We start from the raw sequence: 15580 nt of genomic DNA on the forward strand, positions 1-15580 counted from the left end.
GGAATATGACAGCATTCAAAGATACACCATTTGGTAAAGCAGTCCGGACGCTGAACCAAGCGTTCATCGTAATCGCACCAATCTTTCTTGGAATCCTCGCTCTTCCCGAGGTCCAGACGTACATAGCTAACAACATCACTTGGCTTCTCCCAATCCTGCCTGTAGCCATCGCGATCGTCACGTTCCTGCACAACAAGCTTGGCAAGTAGCCCCTAATTGCCCGCTAGCACCACGTGTGAGGCGTTCTAGCTTCAAAGACGATAAAGAACCCATCAAGCCCTCAGCTCGGAGTCTGAGGGCTTTTATAGTGCTAGTGTTCATATATGGCTAAAGAGACTATTACAATCGTCAAGGATGACCTCGACGGTTCGGAGAACGCAAAGTCGTACAAGTTTGGCTGGGGAGACGACCAGTACGAGATCGATCTGAGCGACCAAAACGCGAAGGAACTCCAGGACTTCCTGGGCAAGTACATCAATGCTGCTGCAAAAGTAACTTCACGTCTTCCTCGTGGCGAGCGATCATCAGCTCCTAAGAGCAACAAAGAAGAGCTCCAGAAGATTCGTGCTTGGGCACAGGAGCAGGGCTTGAACGTGGCACCGCGGGGTCGTGTGTCACAGGATGTTCAAGAAAAGTACCGCGCTGCTCACTAGTCGCGCATGAAAGAAGCCCGCCTCTGTTATCGAGGCGGGCTTCTTCTGTTTCAGACCGTGGTGTCTATCTTCCGCCGTCCCATAGCTGGGCGTTCACTGCTGTCATCTGATGTCGTGCGGCGACGTGACTCAATGTCTTGCTCTACCTGATCAAGCGGCGTGCCATACTTCTCGGCGGACATCTTCTTGGCAAGCTCAGCTGTGCCATTCGGTTTGAATGGTGGAGCGGCGGTAAAGGTGACAGGATCACCGGGACTTGTCTTGGTGTCGATTCTGGCTATGGCGTCGAATCTCTTCAGTCCGGTGATCTCCGTATCGGTGATCAAACGGCCGCCAAACTCTGGCAACCAGTACTTTGCCTCATCAGCGCTACTGGTGAAGAGGATCTTCGTGCCGGTGTTGTTCACGATGGCCATCCTGGTCCGCTCGCTTATGTCCTCGCGCTTGTGGAGATGCTGCGTAGCGGTGGTCAGGAAGAAGTTCTGCTTGCGGCCGATTGCCATTATTTGATCGAGGCCGACATCAATTCGCGTCATGCACTGAACCTCATCAAGGTAGACGAAGTTCGGCTTGCCCGGCGTGATACGGCGGGCCTGTTCCCACAGCTTCTGAAAAAGAGACGTGCCGATAAGGCTTGCCGTGTCTTGGGGAAGGCCGGCTAGGTTGATGAAGAGGATCTTGTTGTTTGCCAGGACATCCCGGAGATTGAAGGCCGACTTACTTTGTCCCAGGATGTTGTGCACCTCAGGACGGTTATTGAGCTGCCACAGACGATCGTAGAGCGGCTGAGAGCGGCGAATGCGCTCATCCTCTTTTAGAGCCATGTAGTCGTCCATGAAGTACTTGATCTGCTTGTTCTTGATCGACTTGAGGACAGAGCGTTGCCAAGGGACCTCTTCCGGGCGGGGTCGAAGCAGAGGCAGGAGATCGATGATTGACGTATTGCCGTGCTCGATCAGGGCCTTCATGCCGTGGTAGAGCAATGCTTGGGTCCAAACGCCCTTGCTGTCGGAGTAGAGCTGTTCGATCAACGTCCCGATTTGGGACACCACCATGTCAGGATCACCTTGGTCCAGTAGGTTCACCCCGATAGGGCGATCAGCATTAGCGGCGATGTCCACAATGATCACGTCATTTAGTCGTTCAGCGGGAATGTAGTTGAGCGCTCGGTTGAACAACGTTTCGGGGGAATTGCTGTCACTGGCGTCGATGATGATGACACCATGACCCCGTGCCATATCTTGCGCCGCTGAGTTCGCGAGCAGCACGCTCTTACCGTGCCCGGTCTTTCCACCGACATAGGTGTGCGTTGGGCTGTCGTAGGTCTGAGCGATCGGGCGTTTGCTTCCCGGAAAGTTGCTCATACCTAGATGGCGTCCTGACCGTGGCACTTCCTCTGTTGCGTACAGCGGTCGGGCCATTGTGCGTGGAAGCCCTGGCACAGAAGGCGAACCGATTGGAAGACCGAGAATGATGCTCGCCTCGGTGACGTTGAGAACAGCGGGCATAAAAGTCGGCGTAGTGGCAAAGTTGATCCGGTCCCTTAGGAGGTCCATATTGCCTCCCTTGCTCGCTTGGAAAGAGGCGGGGCCATTCGCCGTCTTGAGCGCTTTGAACATGCCGTCAACCAGGTGCTGAGCTCTGGCCGGTGTCTTTGCTCGGGCAGCAAGCCGCCCTTGAAGCTGGAAGGTTGCTTGTTCGAGCTTCTTGCGCCGATCCTCTACTTCTTCCCGGCTGGCTGTCTGGTTCAAGATCAATGAGAGCAGGCCATTCCTAGTTGAAGTGACCGGCTCATCCCGTGACGGGGGAGTCGTAAGTGGAGCGGGGGCAATAATCCACTGAATCAGCGCCGTTTCCTTCTCGTGCATTGCTTGAGAGAGCGACGTCAGGAGATCCGTGGCGACCACTTGTGGGTAGCTCGTGTTGATGGTCCGGGTCTTATCCGACAACGACACCTCTGCGACATCATCCCAAGCGAGGCGGGGACGGCTCTCGTCTTCGGTGAGAACGGTGCCAGGAATCAGGTGACGGAACTCGCTGGTGATCTGGTCGGCAACTTGCCACGGGATCAGTAGGCGGTAGGTAAGGCCCGTGCCGGCTGCCCACGCTTCAAACACGATGGTCTGCCGTCCGGTGAGCCCGTCGAACATGCTGCGCTGCAGGGAAGTGGAGACGGCGTGCAGTAGAGCGTGAACATTTTCGAGGGGGAGTGGGTTAGGGAATAGCACCAGATACGCGGTGCGTTCCCGGTCGTATTCGTGTTGCCACTTGATCAGTCCCATAAGAGCCCTCTTTCAAAGGGGGATAAGAGTGGGGAAAGAAAAAGCCGCATCATGCCTGCCCTTACTTTGGCATGATGCGGCTTTTTCGACTAGCTGCGTTTTCCGCCGCCAGAGACGCGCCGGACAACGAGCATGATGAGCCAGAGAACAAATGCGGCTCCCACGTACGGAGCGATGATGTCCCACGCTCCCGAAAAGATGGTGAACAAGCCGTTTGAAAAGCCCTGGTTGACTTCCTCCGCGGTGACCGTGGGTGCCATAAGGTGAAACATCAGTACTTGCTCCTTTCTTCGTTGAATCCGTCCCTGACCATCCGAACCGACCAGGACGCTTGCCGAAGCGCTCGTTGCGCCATTTTCCGTGATGCCTCAGCTCCATGACGCTTCTTGTAGGCGCGGAGCATAAAGAAGAACGGAGCGTAGATGAGAAGCCCCAGGACTAATGCGCAGGACAATGCAGCGAATAAGACTGCGGTGCCCTCGACGGGGCTAATCGCCTGAACCGTGGTCGTCAAGATTTGCACAGGTACCTCCTAGTTGATCTGTTCGATGTCGGGGCCAACTTGCACCGACTGTGAGGTGTTCCATCTGCCCTCCATGCGCCGGATCGTCAGGTCTTCTACTACTTCGTCGCCGCGGAAGACCAAGTAGTAAAGCAGGATAAGTAGCCCCCCAGTGAGGCCGCTTAGTCCAGCCACTATGAAGAGCCCCGTGAGCTGTTGAATGCTCATTTCTCCCCCTTGTTCCGTGGTTCCCTGGCTTCTCCAACAAGTCGCTTTTTACGTCCTGAAAAGAAGCCAGCCGCACAAACGGCTGCGGTGATCAAAGCCAAGATGAGGCCGTTGAGAATATTGATGTCTTCCATTGCTTTGCTCCTAGTCCTCGAACTGCTTTTCCATTTGGCTGATGACGTAGCGACGGTGGTTCCACTTGGACCACTTGACCGCCAGCCAGAAGACCGGCGGACTCAAGACGGCCATGACGGTGAAGTAACTCCCGAAATCAAAGGCCGCGATCTCGTTCACTAGAAGCTCCATTTCAAACTCCCTTTTCCTTGCCGAGTAGCTCCTGATTTGAAGCTGTGGCTCAAACGTAGGCCACTTGCCAAAGTGCTGTCAACTGTCGTGGCAGGTCTTGTGTCAGGTCTGTTGGCAGGTAGACTGGCAACACGAGCAAGCCCTACCTAGGAGGACAAGTGGTGCTGCAGATCGAGGACAAGCACAGGCGGCGCGTCGAAGCGCTGCGGGAGTTATGCAAGGGGTCCGGGCTCTTGCAGTATGAAGACGACGAGGAGGGCGGCCAGGTTGCTCTCCGCCAGGCGCTTCTGGTGGATGACCAGTATGAGCTCAAAGAGTTCAGAGAAATTTTGGAGCGGACCTTCGAGTTGCTGCCGGAAGATGACATTTATGTGGGGGCTGCCGGTAATGCCCTGGGCCTCTCAGGCTCCATCAGCACTGAAGGTCCGCCGCCCAACCTTACCGAGCGGCGAGAAGCCTTCCTCAGGAAGAACGGGAAAATTAGCGCTCGTACGCTCATGCGCTACGAGGTTGAAGGACTCGAAATTCTTGCCAAGTGCTTCGAGCTGGCCGAAGAGCAGATTGAGCGCCGTAAGGAATTGGAGGAGGAAGAAGACACCTCAAGGGACCTTGATATTCAGGTGCTCCGTGAGCGGGTAGCCAAGTTGGAAGAACTTCGATCCGAAGAGCGGGAAGCCGCTGAAACTGAAGTAGCAGAGCTTCGTGGGCAAGTGGCGGAGCTCGAAGGCTCTATTGCTGCAATCAGCCGCCGGCTTGACGAGACCATTGATGCCTTGACCGCTCTGAGCAAGGAGCACGGGGAATTGCTCTACAGGTACAGCTCTACTGAGGAGATCCTGAAGCAGCAGAACATCCTCCTCAACCTAACCGGTTTCAAGCCTTCCACTTAATTTCGACTCTTTCAGGGTTGAAGATCCACTGCTTGTATCGAGCCTTACCGTCACCCTTCTGTTTCGGGTAGATCAGCACCTTCTCTACAACGGCATCGAGCAACTGACGACGCCACTCAAGGCCAGCCTTATCCCACGCATCACGGACGCTCTGTCCAACCGGGATGAGGCTGGTTTTGTTTGTGCCCGACCTTCTTTCCAGCTCACGACCAAGCTCTTCTAAGCGCGCTGAAGCTGTCGTCTTCGCTACCTTGTACTCGTCAAAGGTCATCTCACCGGTTGAGTAGAGGTTCAAGATTTCCTGCAGACGTATGCCCTGAGTCTCGTGCTCACGCAACAGACTCTTGAGTTCTTGGGTATCGCCCTTACTGCTCTCCAGCATGGCGCTGAGATCGGGAGTATCTAGGCGGTACATCAGGCACTCAATAACCAGATCTTCTACCGGTTCCTTCTTGCGCTTCACATTGCCGCAACCAACTTCGACGCCGCGGTGGTCGAACTTCCGGCAACTAAAGGCAGGGGAGTAGCTGCCGTCTCGCTGCTGAGCATTGATAATTTTCATGCGTCCGCCGCACTTGCCACAGAAGACGAAGCCAGTGAGCAAGTGCTTCCGAGAGTAGGAGCGCTTGCCATAGATGGCCTGACCCCGCTTGATGGCAAGCTGCAATTCATCCGAGATTTCACGGCTCAGCAGGGGAGTCCAGGCCGCCTTGTACTCCTGACCGTTGTGCTCTCGGATGCCGTAGTGCCGCTTCAACTTCGCGACGTTGCTGACATTGATAGCTGACCACATCTTTCCCTTGGCGGTAGGGATAGACCGTTCGTTCAGGTTGAGGGCAATGGTGCGCCATGAATCACCACCTATGAAGCGTTCTACTATCTCCTTGACGATGGGCGCTTCCAATTCGTTGAGCGTCATGCCGTCCTGGTTCCAGCCGTAGGCGCGGTTGCCACCGCTGCTCTTGCCAGCTTTGGCTGCCTGGAGTTTCGCGGCTTTCACGCGGTCGGTTGATGTCTCGACCTCATAGGAAGCCCAGGCAGCGAGGGTTTTCGCCACGGCCCGCCCGGACGGGGTAGCAAGATCAAGTCGGCCGGCTTTGACGGTATAAGTAGCCACGTTTAGCGGCTGGCACACATCAATGTAGATTTCGAGATCTATCGTGCGGCGGAGTAGACGGTCCTGGTGCCAGACGGCGACGGCGTCTATCTCCCCATTCTTGATTGACTGCAGCAGGGCTTCGTAACCGGGGCGATGCTTGCCTGAATAGGCACTAATGTCGTTGTCCGAATATGCAACGACGACTGTGCCGCCGAGCTGCTTTATGAGGGCTTCGCAATCCTCTTGCTGCCGCTCCACGCCTAAGCCCGCGCCCACTCGGTCGCGGCTAATTCTGCTGTAGATGGCGAATCGCTGCTTCTGCATATATTCAGTTCCGTGCATGATTATGAAGCCTCCGGGGTATCCCGTCAATATCTTTGACGAGGCACCCGAGTACGAGCGCCGGGTGCTCGATGCCCTGCGCCAGCCCCTGGAAAGCGGTGAGCTGGTGATCCACCGATCCGCAGGAACAGCTGCCTACCCTGCCCGCTTCCAACTGGTCCTGGCAGCCAACCCCTGCCCCTGCGGCAAGGCCTCCGGCAAAGGGCTGGACTGCACCTGCACCCCCATGATGCGCAGGCGGTACCTGGCCCGGATGTCCGGGCCACTGCTGGACCGGGTGGATATCCAGCTGCAGGTAGAGCGGGTATCCCTGGCTGAGTTTGGTCAAGCGGGCGTGGAAGAGGATACCGCTTCCGTTGCCGCCCGCGTCCGAAATGCGCGCGGACGTCAGCTTGAACGGTTGATGCCCCTCGGACTGGAAACAAACTCGCAGGTGCCGGGGCGGGTGCTGCGCGGAGAACTGCGGCTCGCTCCGGCCGCCACCCGCATTCTCGACCATTCACTCGAGCGCGGTGTCCTCACCGCCCGTGGCTATGACCGTGTATTGCGCCTTGCCTGGACGCTGGCGGACCTTGGGCATCGGGAAAGGCCGGACACAAACGATATAGGGCAAGCTTTGGGCCTGCGGCAGGCAGCGGCGGTGGCCGCATGAATGGAACGGCAGTGGACACCGAGAGACTTTCCCGTGCGGCGCTTGCCCGGCTCATGGAGCCCCAGGACGCAGCAGGCCTGGCCCTCGTGCAGGTATGCGGGGCAGTGGACGCTCTCCGGATAGCCACCGGCCAGGTGGCAGCCGGGCCGGGGTTGGAACAGGAAGTCTCCGCGCTGCTCGCGGACAGTGGTTCCACTACCAGCTGGGCCGGGATGGCGGCAGCGATAAAACGCTGGCAGCCGCGGATCCCGGACCTCGCCCCGGAACGGGACCTCGCCACCGTGGCGCGGCTGGGCGGCAGGCTGATCATCCCCTCAGACGAGTTATGGCCGGTGCAGCTGGCCGACCTTGGAATTCAGGAACCGATCTGCCTGTGGTGGAGGGGACACGAGCAGCCTCTTCCCGCCGCAGACAAGTGCATCGCCCTGGTAGGGTCCCGCGACAGCACCAGCTACGGTGCGTCGGTGACGGGGGACATCGCCTACTCCCTCGCGCAGCGCGGCCTTACCGTGGTGTCCGGCGGAGCCTACGGCATTGACGCGCATGCCCACCGTGCCGCACTGGCGGGCGGTTCGAGCACCATGCCAACCATTGCCGTGATGGCCGGGGGCGTAGACCGCTTCTACCCGTCGGGCAACGAGGACCTCCTCCGCGCCGTCTGCAACCAGGGGGCGGTGATCGCGGAAGTTCCGCCGGGCTCGGCCCCCACCCGCTACCGCTTCCTTCAACGGAACAGACTCATCGCGGCTCTGTCCGCAGTGACCGTCGTGGTGGAGGCCCGATGGCGGTCCGGGGCGCTGAACACCGCACACCATGCCGAAACGCTCGGCCGCGCCGTCGGGGCTGTCCCCGGTTCTGTCCACAGTGCCAACTCCGCCGGCTGCCACCGGCTGCTGCGGGACGGGGGTGCCATCTGCGTTACTGACGCCGCAGAAATCGCTGAACTTGCAGCGCCCAGTGGAGGCGGGCTGCCAGAACCGCGCCGGGTTGCAGCGGAAGTCCAGGACGGGCTGACCCTGGAGGATCTGATCCTGCTGGATGCATTGCCGCTTCGCTCCACCACATCGGTAGAAAAACTATGCTCCGTCGCCGGCTTGAGCAACGAGTCCGTCCGCGCCGGGCTGGGCCGGCTCGGGCTGCTTGGGTTGGCTGTGTCCGAGAAAGGCGGCTGGAAGCGGGGCAAGGGGACAGCTTGAAAAGCTGGTCAAGGGCGGGACGCGACGCCGCGCAGGACGTACCGTGTCAGTCATCCGAACCGGACCAACAGCTGAGACAGTAGAAACGTGGAGAACCAGGAACTGCCGCCGGAGCTGAGTCAGGCATTGGATGCCTTCTCCAAATACCTGTCGGGGGAGCGGGCCATGTCCGCCCATACCCTGCGGGCGTACCTGGGGGACCTGCGCAGCCTCCTCGCCCATGCCGCCTCCGAAGGTGCCACCCGGCTGAAGGACCTTGAGCTCGGAACCCTCCGTCGCTGGCTCGGTGCGCAGAGCCAGATTGGTGTTGCCCGCTCCACTCTTGCCCGCCGGGCTGCCACCGCCCGTTCCTTTACGGCCTGGGCCCTCAGGGAAGAGCTCATCGACCTGGACCCCGCTTTGCGCCTCAAGGCCCCCAAACGGGAACAGAGCCTGCCCGGTGTCCTGCAGTCACAGCAACTGGTGCGGCTGCTCACCAGCCTCGAGGAGGCCGCTGCCGGCGGCGAGCCGATGCCGGTCCGGAACCGGGCCATCGTCGAACTGCTCTATGCCACAGGCATCCGGGTTGGCGAGCTAGCAGGACTGGACATCGATGACCTCGACCCCGACCGCCGTACCCTCCGTGTTATCGGCAAAGGCAACAAGGAACGCACCGTTCCTTACGGGGTTCCGGCGGCACTGGCCCTGGACGACTGGCTGCGGCGCGGCCGGCCGCTGCTTGCCAGGGACAACAGCGGCCCAGCCCTCTTCCTTGGCTCCAGGGGCGGCCGGGTGGACCAGCGGCAGGTCCGGGAGCTGGTCAACAAGCTCCTGGAGGCGCTGGGAGACACGTCGGCGTCGGGCCCGCACGCCCTTCGCCACTCGGCCGCCACCCACTTACTGGACGGGGGCGCTGACCTCCGGGCCGTGCAGGAAATCCTGGGCCACAGCAGCCTCGCGACCACCCAGATTTACACCCATGTCTCGGTGGACCGGCTGCGGAAAAGCTACCAGCAGGCTCATCCCAGGGCCTGAATCCAAACCCTGCGGGCTTATACTGCCGGTGCGAATCGCACTGGCGTAATTACGCGGCGTACGGCACAATAAGAGTCACGTCCGGCAACTTTCAAGTCCCGCTTGAGGCTCCTTTGCTTCGTGCGGACCAGCAAGTCCGGACACTGTTATTGCTGAACAAGTGAATACCGGCTGGGAGCAGTCCCCGCAGAGCAGGGCACAGCAGTTCCATCCAGGCAGAGGTCGTTGGGGAAGACGTACCTAGAGCTATGGAGGATGGAATGTCTGTTGCAATGACCCGCGGTGTGCTGTTTGTTCACTCAGCCCCTACTGCTTTGTGCCCCCACGTGGAGTGGGCCATCGGCTCCGTCGTGGATAAGCGGACGGATCTTGAGTGGACCCCTCAGCCTGCTGCGCCCGGCATGTTCCGGGCTGAGCTGTCCTGGACCGGCGCTCCCGGTACAGGGGCCCAGCTGGCCTCATCCCTGCGGGGATGGGCGCACCTCCGCTATGAGGTCACGGAGGAACCGAGCCAGGGCGTTGACGGCGGCCGATGGTCACACACGCCCGAGCTCGGGATTTTCCATGCCGTCACCGACGTCCACGGCAACATCATGGTCTCAGAAGACAGAATCCGTTATGCCTACGAGTCGGGCGCAGGCGATCCCGCCGCGGTGTACCACGAGCTGTCCCTGGCACTTGGCGAGGCCTGGGATGAGGAGCTGGAACCCTTCCGCCATGCTGCCGAGGGCGCCCCTGTCCGCTGGCTCCACCAGGTGGGCTGACGGCCAGGCCGCCGGCCGCCGTCGTCTATCCCCAACGCAGGCAACAGCAGCAGCAGTAGAACCAGGAAGCAGTCTCCATAGCAAACAGGAGGCCCCGCCAGCCGGCGGGGCCTCCTGTTGTGTACCGGGGTGAACCCGGGCCGGAGACTAAACGCTGCGCACCGCAACTACGGCGTTGTGTCCGCCGAAGCCGAAGGAGTTGCTCAGGGCCACGATGTTGCCGGCAGGCAAGTCACGTGCGGAGGTGACCACATCGAGCGGAATCTCCGGGTCCTGGTTTTCAAGGTTGATGGTGACGGGCGCCTTCCGGTCGTAGACCGCGAGCACGGTGAGCACGGCCTCAACGGCACCGGAGGCACCAAGAAGGTGGCCCATCTGTGATTTGGTAGCGGATACGGCTACGTTGTCGAGCTGGTTGCCCAGGGCGGCCCGAAGGGCGGTGTACTCGGGCTTGTCACCGACGGGGGTGGAGGTGGCGTGGGCGTTCACATGGACCACGTCCTCCGCCTGAATGCGGCCGTCGAACATGGCTGCCTTGAGGGCACGGGTTGCACCGAGGCCCTCAGGGTCCGGAGCAGTGATGTGGTAGGCGTCAGCCGTAACGGAGGTGCCGGCGAGCTCGCCGTAGATCCGGGCTCCGCGGGCCAGGGCATGTTCCTCGGCTTCGAGGACCAGGGCGCCTGCGCCTTCGCCCATCACGAAGCCGTCACGGCCCAGGTCGTACGGACGGGACGCAGCCTGCGGGTCGTCGTTGCGGCGGGACAGGGCCTGCATGGAAGCAAACGCCGCCAGGGGCATCGGGTGGATGGCTGCTTCGGCGCCGCCGCACATCACCACGTCTGCCTTGCCCGAACGGATCAGGTCCAGGCCCAGGTGCATGGCTTCGGTGCCGGAGGCGCAGGCGGATACCGGGGTGTGCGCGCCGGCGCGGGCACCGAGGTCAAGGCTGACGGCCGCGGCAACACCGTTGGGCATCAGCATGGGAACGGTCATGGGGAGGACGCGGCGGGGGCCTTTTTCCTTCAATGTGTCCCAGGCATCGAGCAGGGTCCAGACCCCGCCGATGCCGGTGGCGAAGGCGACCGCCAGCCGGTCTTTGTCGAACTCGGTGATGCCGGAGTCTGCCCAGGCCTCACGGGCGGCAATGACGCCGAACTGGGTGGAGGGGTCCATCCGCTTGGCTTCGACCCTGCTCAGGACGTCGACGGCGGGCGTGCTGCAGCGGGCTGCGAAGTGGACGGGAAGTTCGTACTTGGCTACCCAGTCGTCCTCCAGGGTGCGGGCACCGGAGACCCCCTTGAGCGCGTTGTTCCACATCGTGGGTACATCGCCGCCGATGGGTGTGGTGGCACCCAGACCGGTGATGACTACTTTGCGTGTCATGGGATCACTCTTTCGTCGGTGGGGATTCCTGCCCGGGTTTTCCCGAGGGTCCCGCATGGTGGTGGTCGGCACTGTCCCGCGTGGAGCGGGGTGCCGGAAAAGTGCTGCGGGCTGCCGGTCCGGCTGTCCGGACCGGCAGCCCGCGAGGCCGATAAACGGCGGAAGCTGTGACTAGGCCTGTGCTCCGGCGATGAAGCTGACGGCGTCCCCGACGGTCTTGAGGTTCTTGACCTCTTCGTCCGGGATGCGCACGCCAAACTTCTCCTCAGCGTTGACCACGATGGTCATCATGGAGATGGAGTCAATGTCCAGGTCCTCGGTGAAGGACTTGTCCAGCTCTACGGCCTCCGGGGCAAGTCCGGTTTCCTCGTTGACGATTTCAGCCAAGCCGGCCAGGATCTCTTCGTTGCTAGCCATGTGATGGCTCCTTTTCTTGTTATTGCCGGCAGGGGCTGCCGGAAACGGTCCAGGACGCGGTTGCGGCCTGTGGGGGCGTTGCTAGGGAAGGACAACTACCTGCGCGCCGAAAACGAGCCCGGCGCCGAAGCCGATCTGGAGGGCCAGCCCGCCGCTCAGTTCCGGCTTCTCCACGAGGAGGCGGTGCGTGGCCAGTGGAATGGACGCCGCAGAAGTGTTTCCTGCATCGGCAATGTCCCGTGCCACTGTAACGGTCTCGGGCAGCTTCAGTTTCTTCACCATTTCATCAATGATGCGCATGTTGGCCTGGTGCGGAATGAAAGCCACGAGGTCTTCCGCTTCCACGCCGGCTGCGTCCAGGGCCTGCTGGGCCACCTTGGCCATTTCCCAGACTGCCCAGCGGAAGACCGTCTGGCCGTCCTGCCGCAGCGTGGGGTAAAGCTCCTGGGCTTCCTCAAGCAGTGCAAGGTCTCCGGTGGAGTCGGACTGCCGGGCGGCCATGCCGAGGTCGCGGACATCGAGCATGGAGCGGGTCATGCCGATGGCTTCCCACTTGCTGCCGTCCGAGCCCCAGACCGAGGGCGAGATACCGGGAGTTTCCGAGGGGCCGATGACGACGGCGCCGGCCCCGTCCCCGAGCAGGAAGGAGATGGTGCGTTCCCGGTTATCGATGACGTCGGACAGCTTCTCCGCGCCCACCACCAGGACGTACTTCGCGGTGCCGGAGCGGACCAGAGCATCGCCCTGGGCGATGCCGTAGCAGTAGCCGGCGCAGGCCGCGGAGATGTCGAAGGCGGGCGCCGGGGTGGCGCCAAGGCGGTCCGCGAGGCTGGCCGCGGCGGACGGCGTGGCGTAGGGGTGCGTGACCGTGGAAACGATGACAGCGCCGAGGTCCGAGGCTTCAATTCCGGCCTTTTCCATGGCCTCGCGGGCAGCGCCCTCGGCCATGTCGATGACGCTGACATCAGCGGAGGCACGGTGCCTGGTTACGATGCCGGTCCGCTGGCGGATCCACTCATCGGAGGAATCGATCCACTGGCAGACATCTTCGTTGGTGACGATGACATCCGGCCGGTATGCACCGAGGCCGAGGATGCGGGTGTGTTCCTGAAGGGGAGCCTGTTTCAGTGTGGGGACGCTCATGCGTTGCCCTCCAGTTCTGCGAAGAGCGCCAGGGCGGCGGAAAGATCATCGGGGGTCTTGACCGCAACGGTCTTGACACCAGGCATGCCGCGCTTGGCAAGCCCGGCCAGGGTTCCGGCAGGAGCAAGCTCAATGACGCCGGTGACACCGCGCCGCACCAGGCTTTCCATGCACAGGTCCCAGCGGACGGGACGCGATACCTGGGCGATCAAGCTGTCAACTGCGGCCTGACCGTCGGTGACTTCCCCGCCGTCGTAATTGGACAGCAGGGGCACCTTGGGTGCCTGCGGCTTCAGCGCCGGCGCCAGTTCCGTGAGGGCGCTGACGGCAGGGGACATGTGGCTGGTGTGGAACGCGCCGGCCACCTTGAGCGGGATGACGCGGGCTTTGGCCGGCGGGTTGTCAGCGAGGGCCTTGAGCTGGTCGAAGGTGCCTGCGGCCACAGTCTGGCCGGCGCCGTTGACGTTCGCGGGGGTCGCGCCGGCGGCTTCGATGGCTGTCAGCACCTCGGCGGGGTCCCCGCCCACCACGGCACTCATGCCGGTGGGAGTGACTGCCGCGGCGGCGGCCATGCTGTTTGCGCGCTCCCGGACGAAGGTCATGGCTTCCTGTTCCGTCAGGACGCCCGCAAGGGCCGAAGCGGTGATCTCACCAACGGAATGGCCTGCGAGGATGACCGGCAGGGAGCCGAGTTCGACGTCGAAGAGGGACGCTGCGGCCACCAGCCCGGCGGCAACAATCAGGGGCTGCGCCACGGCAGTGTCCTTGATCGTTTCCTCGTCCGAGGTGGTGCCGTGGGCAATCAGGTCGATGCCTGCGATGTCGCTCAGGGTGGCCAGGTGGCCTGCCACCGGGGGCAGTTCCAGCCAGGGGGCCAGAAAACCCGGGGTTTGCGAGCCCTGTCCAGGGCAGACTATTGCAAGCACGTATCCAGCTTTCCAAATTACTGTGTGATTCAGCGGTGTTTGTCCGCACCAAGCTCACGGGGTCAGGTTGTAGGAAGTCTACAACGGTTCAGGGCTGGTTCCGCGACGGTTGACGCTCAACAGCGGCTTTGGGCGGGGCGGAAAGCCGGCCAACCACAAGGGCGGCCTGGAGCACAAACGCCTCCCGGGGAAGGAGCGGGTCCCAGCCGGTGACGTCGCAGACACGCTTCAGCCGGTATCTCACCGTGTTGGCATGGACGAAGAGTTCCCGGGCTGTTGCCTCCAGGGAATGACCCAGTTCCAGGTACGTTCCCAAGGTTTCCACCAACCCGTTGGAGGCGGCCAGGAGCGGGCGGTAGATGTTTTTCACCAGCGAGCGGCGGGCGGCGTCATCACCTGAAATCACCCGCTCGGGAAGCAGGTCGTCGGCGGCAACAGGCCGGGGCGCGGAGGGCCACGCCCGGGCTGCTGTCAGGCCGGCGAAGGCGGATTGGGCCGAGCCGCTGGCCTCGAGCAGGGAGCCGGCTTCGGGCCCGTACACCACGGGCCCGGGAGCGAACATGTCGCTGAGCTTGACGTATGCGGTTTCCCGATCCGAAACGCCGCCCAGGATCAGGATCAGGCGGTCACCCTGAATTCCCACGAGGGCATCTTCGGCGTAACGGCCTGCCATCCGGCGGAGCTCGCTGACATAGCTGGCGCTTGGTTCAGAGGGCGAGTTGCCCACCATTACGGTGAACCGTTCCTGTGCCTTCCAGCCCAGGGCGGCGATCCTTGAGCGCAGGGCGTCGGTGTTCTCGCCGCGGAGGATGGCATCCACGATCAGCGCTTCCAGCCGGGTGTCCCAGGAGCCGCGTGATTCGGCGGCACGTGCATAAACATCGGCCGCGGCAAACGCCACTTCGCGGGAATATCGAAGTACGGCCTCGCGCAGGGAAGGCTGGTCGGCCTCCGGAGCGATGACCGGCACCTGTTCCTCCACCACCTCCACCACGATCCGGATCAGCTGCAGCGCCTTCTGCAGACTGATGGACCGGGTCAGTTCTGTCGGGGCTGTCCCGAAAACGTCGGTGAGGATCCAGGAGGGGGAACTGGGGCGTTCATACCAGGTGACAAAGGCGGCGATGCCATTCTGGGCAACCATGCCAAGAGCGGAACGTTCATCGGAGCTGAGCCGGCCGTACCAGGGCAGCGATTTCTCCAGCTCCCGCAGGGTGGTGGTGGAAAGCTGGCCCACGTTTGCCCGCAGCTTTTTGAGTGTTTCGGATTTCTCCGGGGTGACGCCCGGCGGGGACGGTTTGCGCTTGGCGGACGGGGCGGCTGGTGCTGGCATTCTTTGAGCATACGGCTACTGCCCGGCAAGCTCCATTTGTGCAAAGGCTACAATCCCGTTGGTTCTGCGTCACAGCCTGTCCGTGCCTATAAAGAGACGACGGCGGCCCCCCGCCTTTCGGTGAGGGGCCGCCGTCGTCTGTTGCTTGACCCGGAGTTACCTACAGCTCCCGAGGCTTCACGTGCCCGCAAATCCCGGTATCTGCAAACAAGTTCACGGGGAGAGTGTCAGGACTCGCCTCCGGCGTTGCCGGTGGAACCGGCATTGACGTTGTGCAGCCGATACTTGTCGATGGCCTTCATCGGTGCCTGCGCGTCGACCTCACCACGGCGGGCCAGCATCTCCAGGGAACGCACCACGATGGAGTGGATGTCGTTTTTGAAGAAGCGGCGGGCTGCGGCGCGGGTGTCGGAGAAGCCGAAGCCGTCGGCGCCGAGGGTGGCGAATTCG

At 61.8% G+C, this 15580-nt stretch carries 18 protein-coding genes and 1 pseudogene; 7 read left to right on the plus strand and 12 right to left on the minus strand.

The annotated features are described in order from the left end of the window. Window positions 1-5: 5 nt before the first annotated feature. Together AC5RT4_RS15660 and AC5RT4_RS15665 are read left to right on the plus strand one after the other, a co-directional pair. Window positions 6-209 carry a hypothetical protein gene (locus tag AC5RT4_RS15660; RefSeq protein WP_494106390.1) on the plus strand — a complete coding sequence of 68 codons (204 nt, stop codon included), beginning with the start codon at window positions 6-8 and terminating at the stop codon, window positions 207-209. A 114-nt stretch (window positions 210-323) separates the two neighbouring features. After that, window positions 324-653, plus strand: coding sequence for a histone-like nucleoid-structuring protein Lsr2 (locus AC5RT4_RS15665; protein WP_494106391.1), 330 nt, complete (start codon window positions 324-326; stop codon window positions 651-653). 50 nt (window positions 654-703) lie between these two features. On the opposite strand, the gene AC5RT4_RS15670 is transcribed toward AC5RT4_RS15665, so the two are convergent. From AC5RT4_RS15670 to AC5RT4_RS15690, 5 genes are all read right to left on the minus strand, one after another. After that, entirely contained in the window at window positions 704-2935 is a 2232-nt protein-coding gene (locus AC5RT4_RS15670) for a type IV secretory system conjugative DNA transfer family protein (RefSeq protein ID WP_494106392.1), read from the minus strand. A gap of 89 nt (window positions 2936-3024) precedes the next feature. Continuing rightward, window positions 3025-3207 (minus strand): hypothetical protein, encoded by a 183-nt coding sequence (locus tag AC5RT4_RS15675; RefSeq protein ID WP_494106393.1) that lies wholly within the window; start codon window positions 3205-3207, stop codon window positions 3025-3027. Between the two features lie 260 nt (window positions 3208-3467). Further along, entirely contained in the window at window positions 3468-3665 is a 198-nt protein-coding gene (locus tag AC5RT4_RS15680; protein WP_494106394.1) for a hypothetical protein, read from the minus strand. Beyond that, window positions 3662-3799, minus strand: coding sequence for a hypothetical protein (locus tag AC5RT4_RS15685; RefSeq protein WP_494106395.1), 138 nt, complete (start codon window positions 3797-3799; stop codon window positions 3662-3664). The genes AC5RT4_RS15680 and AC5RT4_RS15685 overlap by 4 nt, the downstream gene beginning before the upstream one ends. A 10-nt stretch (window positions 3800-3809) precedes the next feature. Next, a complete protein-coding gene (locus tag AC5RT4_RS15690) occupies window positions 3810-3971 on the minus strand; it encodes a hypothetical protein (RefSeq protein WP_494106396.1) in 162 nt (53 codons plus the stop codon). A 158-nt stretch (window positions 3972-4129) separates the two neighbouring features. Between AC5RT4_RS15690 and AC5RT4_RS15695 the strand changes: the two genes are divergently transcribed. Continuing rightward, complete coding sequence (locus tag AC5RT4_RS15695) at window positions 4130-4861, plus strand: hypothetical protein (RefSeq protein WP_494106397.1); 732 nt, start codon at window positions 4130-4132, stop codon at window positions 4859-4861. Here the strand turns inward: AC5RT4_RS15695 and AC5RT4_RS15700 are convergent. Next, the gene (locus tag AC5RT4_RS15700; RefSeq protein ID WP_494106398.1) at window positions 4845-6302 is read right to left on the minus strand and encodes a recombinase family protein; all 1458 of its coding nucleotides are present in this window, start codon (window positions 6300-6302) and stop codon (window positions 4845-4847) included. The genes AC5RT4_RS15695 and AC5RT4_RS15700 overlap by 17 nt on opposite strands. Window positions 6303-6327: 25 nt before the next feature. Between AC5RT4_RS15700 and AC5RT4_RS15705 the strand changes: the two are divergent. The 4 genes and pseudogenes from AC5RT4_RS15705 to AC5RT4_RS15720 all read left to right on the plus strand — a co-directional run. Then, window positions 6328-6954, plus strand: a pseudogene (locus AC5RT4_RS15705) (ATP-binding protein); the annotation flags it as partial. Then, window positions 6951-8150, plus strand: coding sequence for a DNA-processing protein DprA (gene dprA / locus AC5RT4_RS15710; protein ID WP_494039945.1), 1200 nt, complete (start codon window positions 6951-6953; stop codon window positions 8148-8150). The pseudogene AC5RT4_RS15705 and the gene dprA, both read left to right, overlap by 4 nt. A gap of 87 nt (window positions 8151-8237) precedes the next feature. Then, complete coding sequence (locus AC5RT4_RS15715; RefSeq protein WP_494106399.1) at window positions 8238-9164, plus strand: tyrosine recombinase XerC; 927 nt, start codon at window positions 8238-8240, stop codon at window positions 9162-9164. Between the two features lie 260 nt (window positions 9165-9424). Beyond that, on the plus strand, window positions 9425-9928 hold the full coding sequence (locus AC5RT4_RS15720; protein WP_104042113.1) for a DUF3145 domain-containing protein: 504 nt from the start codon (window positions 9425-9427) through the stop codon (window positions 9926-9928). Between the two features lie 147 nt (window positions 9929-10075). On the opposite strand, the gene AC5RT4_RS15725 is transcribed toward AC5RT4_RS15720, so the two are convergent. From AC5RT4_RS15725 to AC5RT4_RS15750, 6 genes are all read right to left on the minus strand, one after another. After that, on the minus strand, window positions 10076-11311 hold the full coding sequence (locus AC5RT4_RS15725) for a beta-ketoacyl-[acyl-carrier-protein] synthase family protein (protein WP_494039943.1): 1236 nt from the start codon (window positions 11309-11311) through the stop codon (window positions 10076-10078). 171 nt (window positions 11312-11482) lie between these two features. After that, complete coding sequence (locus AC5RT4_RS15730) at window positions 11483-11728, minus strand: acyl carrier protein (protein WP_009359314.1); 246 nt, start codon at window positions 11726-11728, stop codon at window positions 11483-11485. Between the two features lie 81 nt (window positions 11729-11809). Continuing rightward, window positions 11810-12871, minus strand: coding sequence for a beta-ketoacyl-ACP synthase III (locus tag AC5RT4_RS15735; protein ID WP_494039942.1), 1062 nt, complete (start codon window positions 12869-12871; stop codon window positions 11810-11812). Then, the gene (locus AC5RT4_RS15740) at window positions 12868-13797 is read right to left on the minus strand and encodes an ACP S-malonyltransferase (protein WP_494106400.1); all 930 of its coding nucleotides are present in this window, start codon (window positions 13795-13797) and stop codon (window positions 12868-12870) included. Before AC5RT4_RS15740 ends, AC5RT4_RS15735 begins: the two co-directional genes overlap by 4 nt. A gap of 88 nt (window positions 13798-13885) precedes the next feature. Next, complete coding sequence (locus AC5RT4_RS15745) at window positions 13886-15130, minus strand: PucR family transcriptional regulator (RefSeq protein ID WP_494039940.1); 1245 nt, start codon at window positions 15128-15130, stop codon at window positions 13886-13888. Between the two features lie 227 nt (window positions 15131-15357). Then, window positions 15358-15580: hypothetical protein (locus AC5RT4_RS15750; protein ID WP_494106401.1), on the minus strand; the 223-nt coding region annotated here is incomplete at its 5' end.

It is taken from the genome of Arthrobacter sp. sptzw42 (assembly GCF_059089685.1).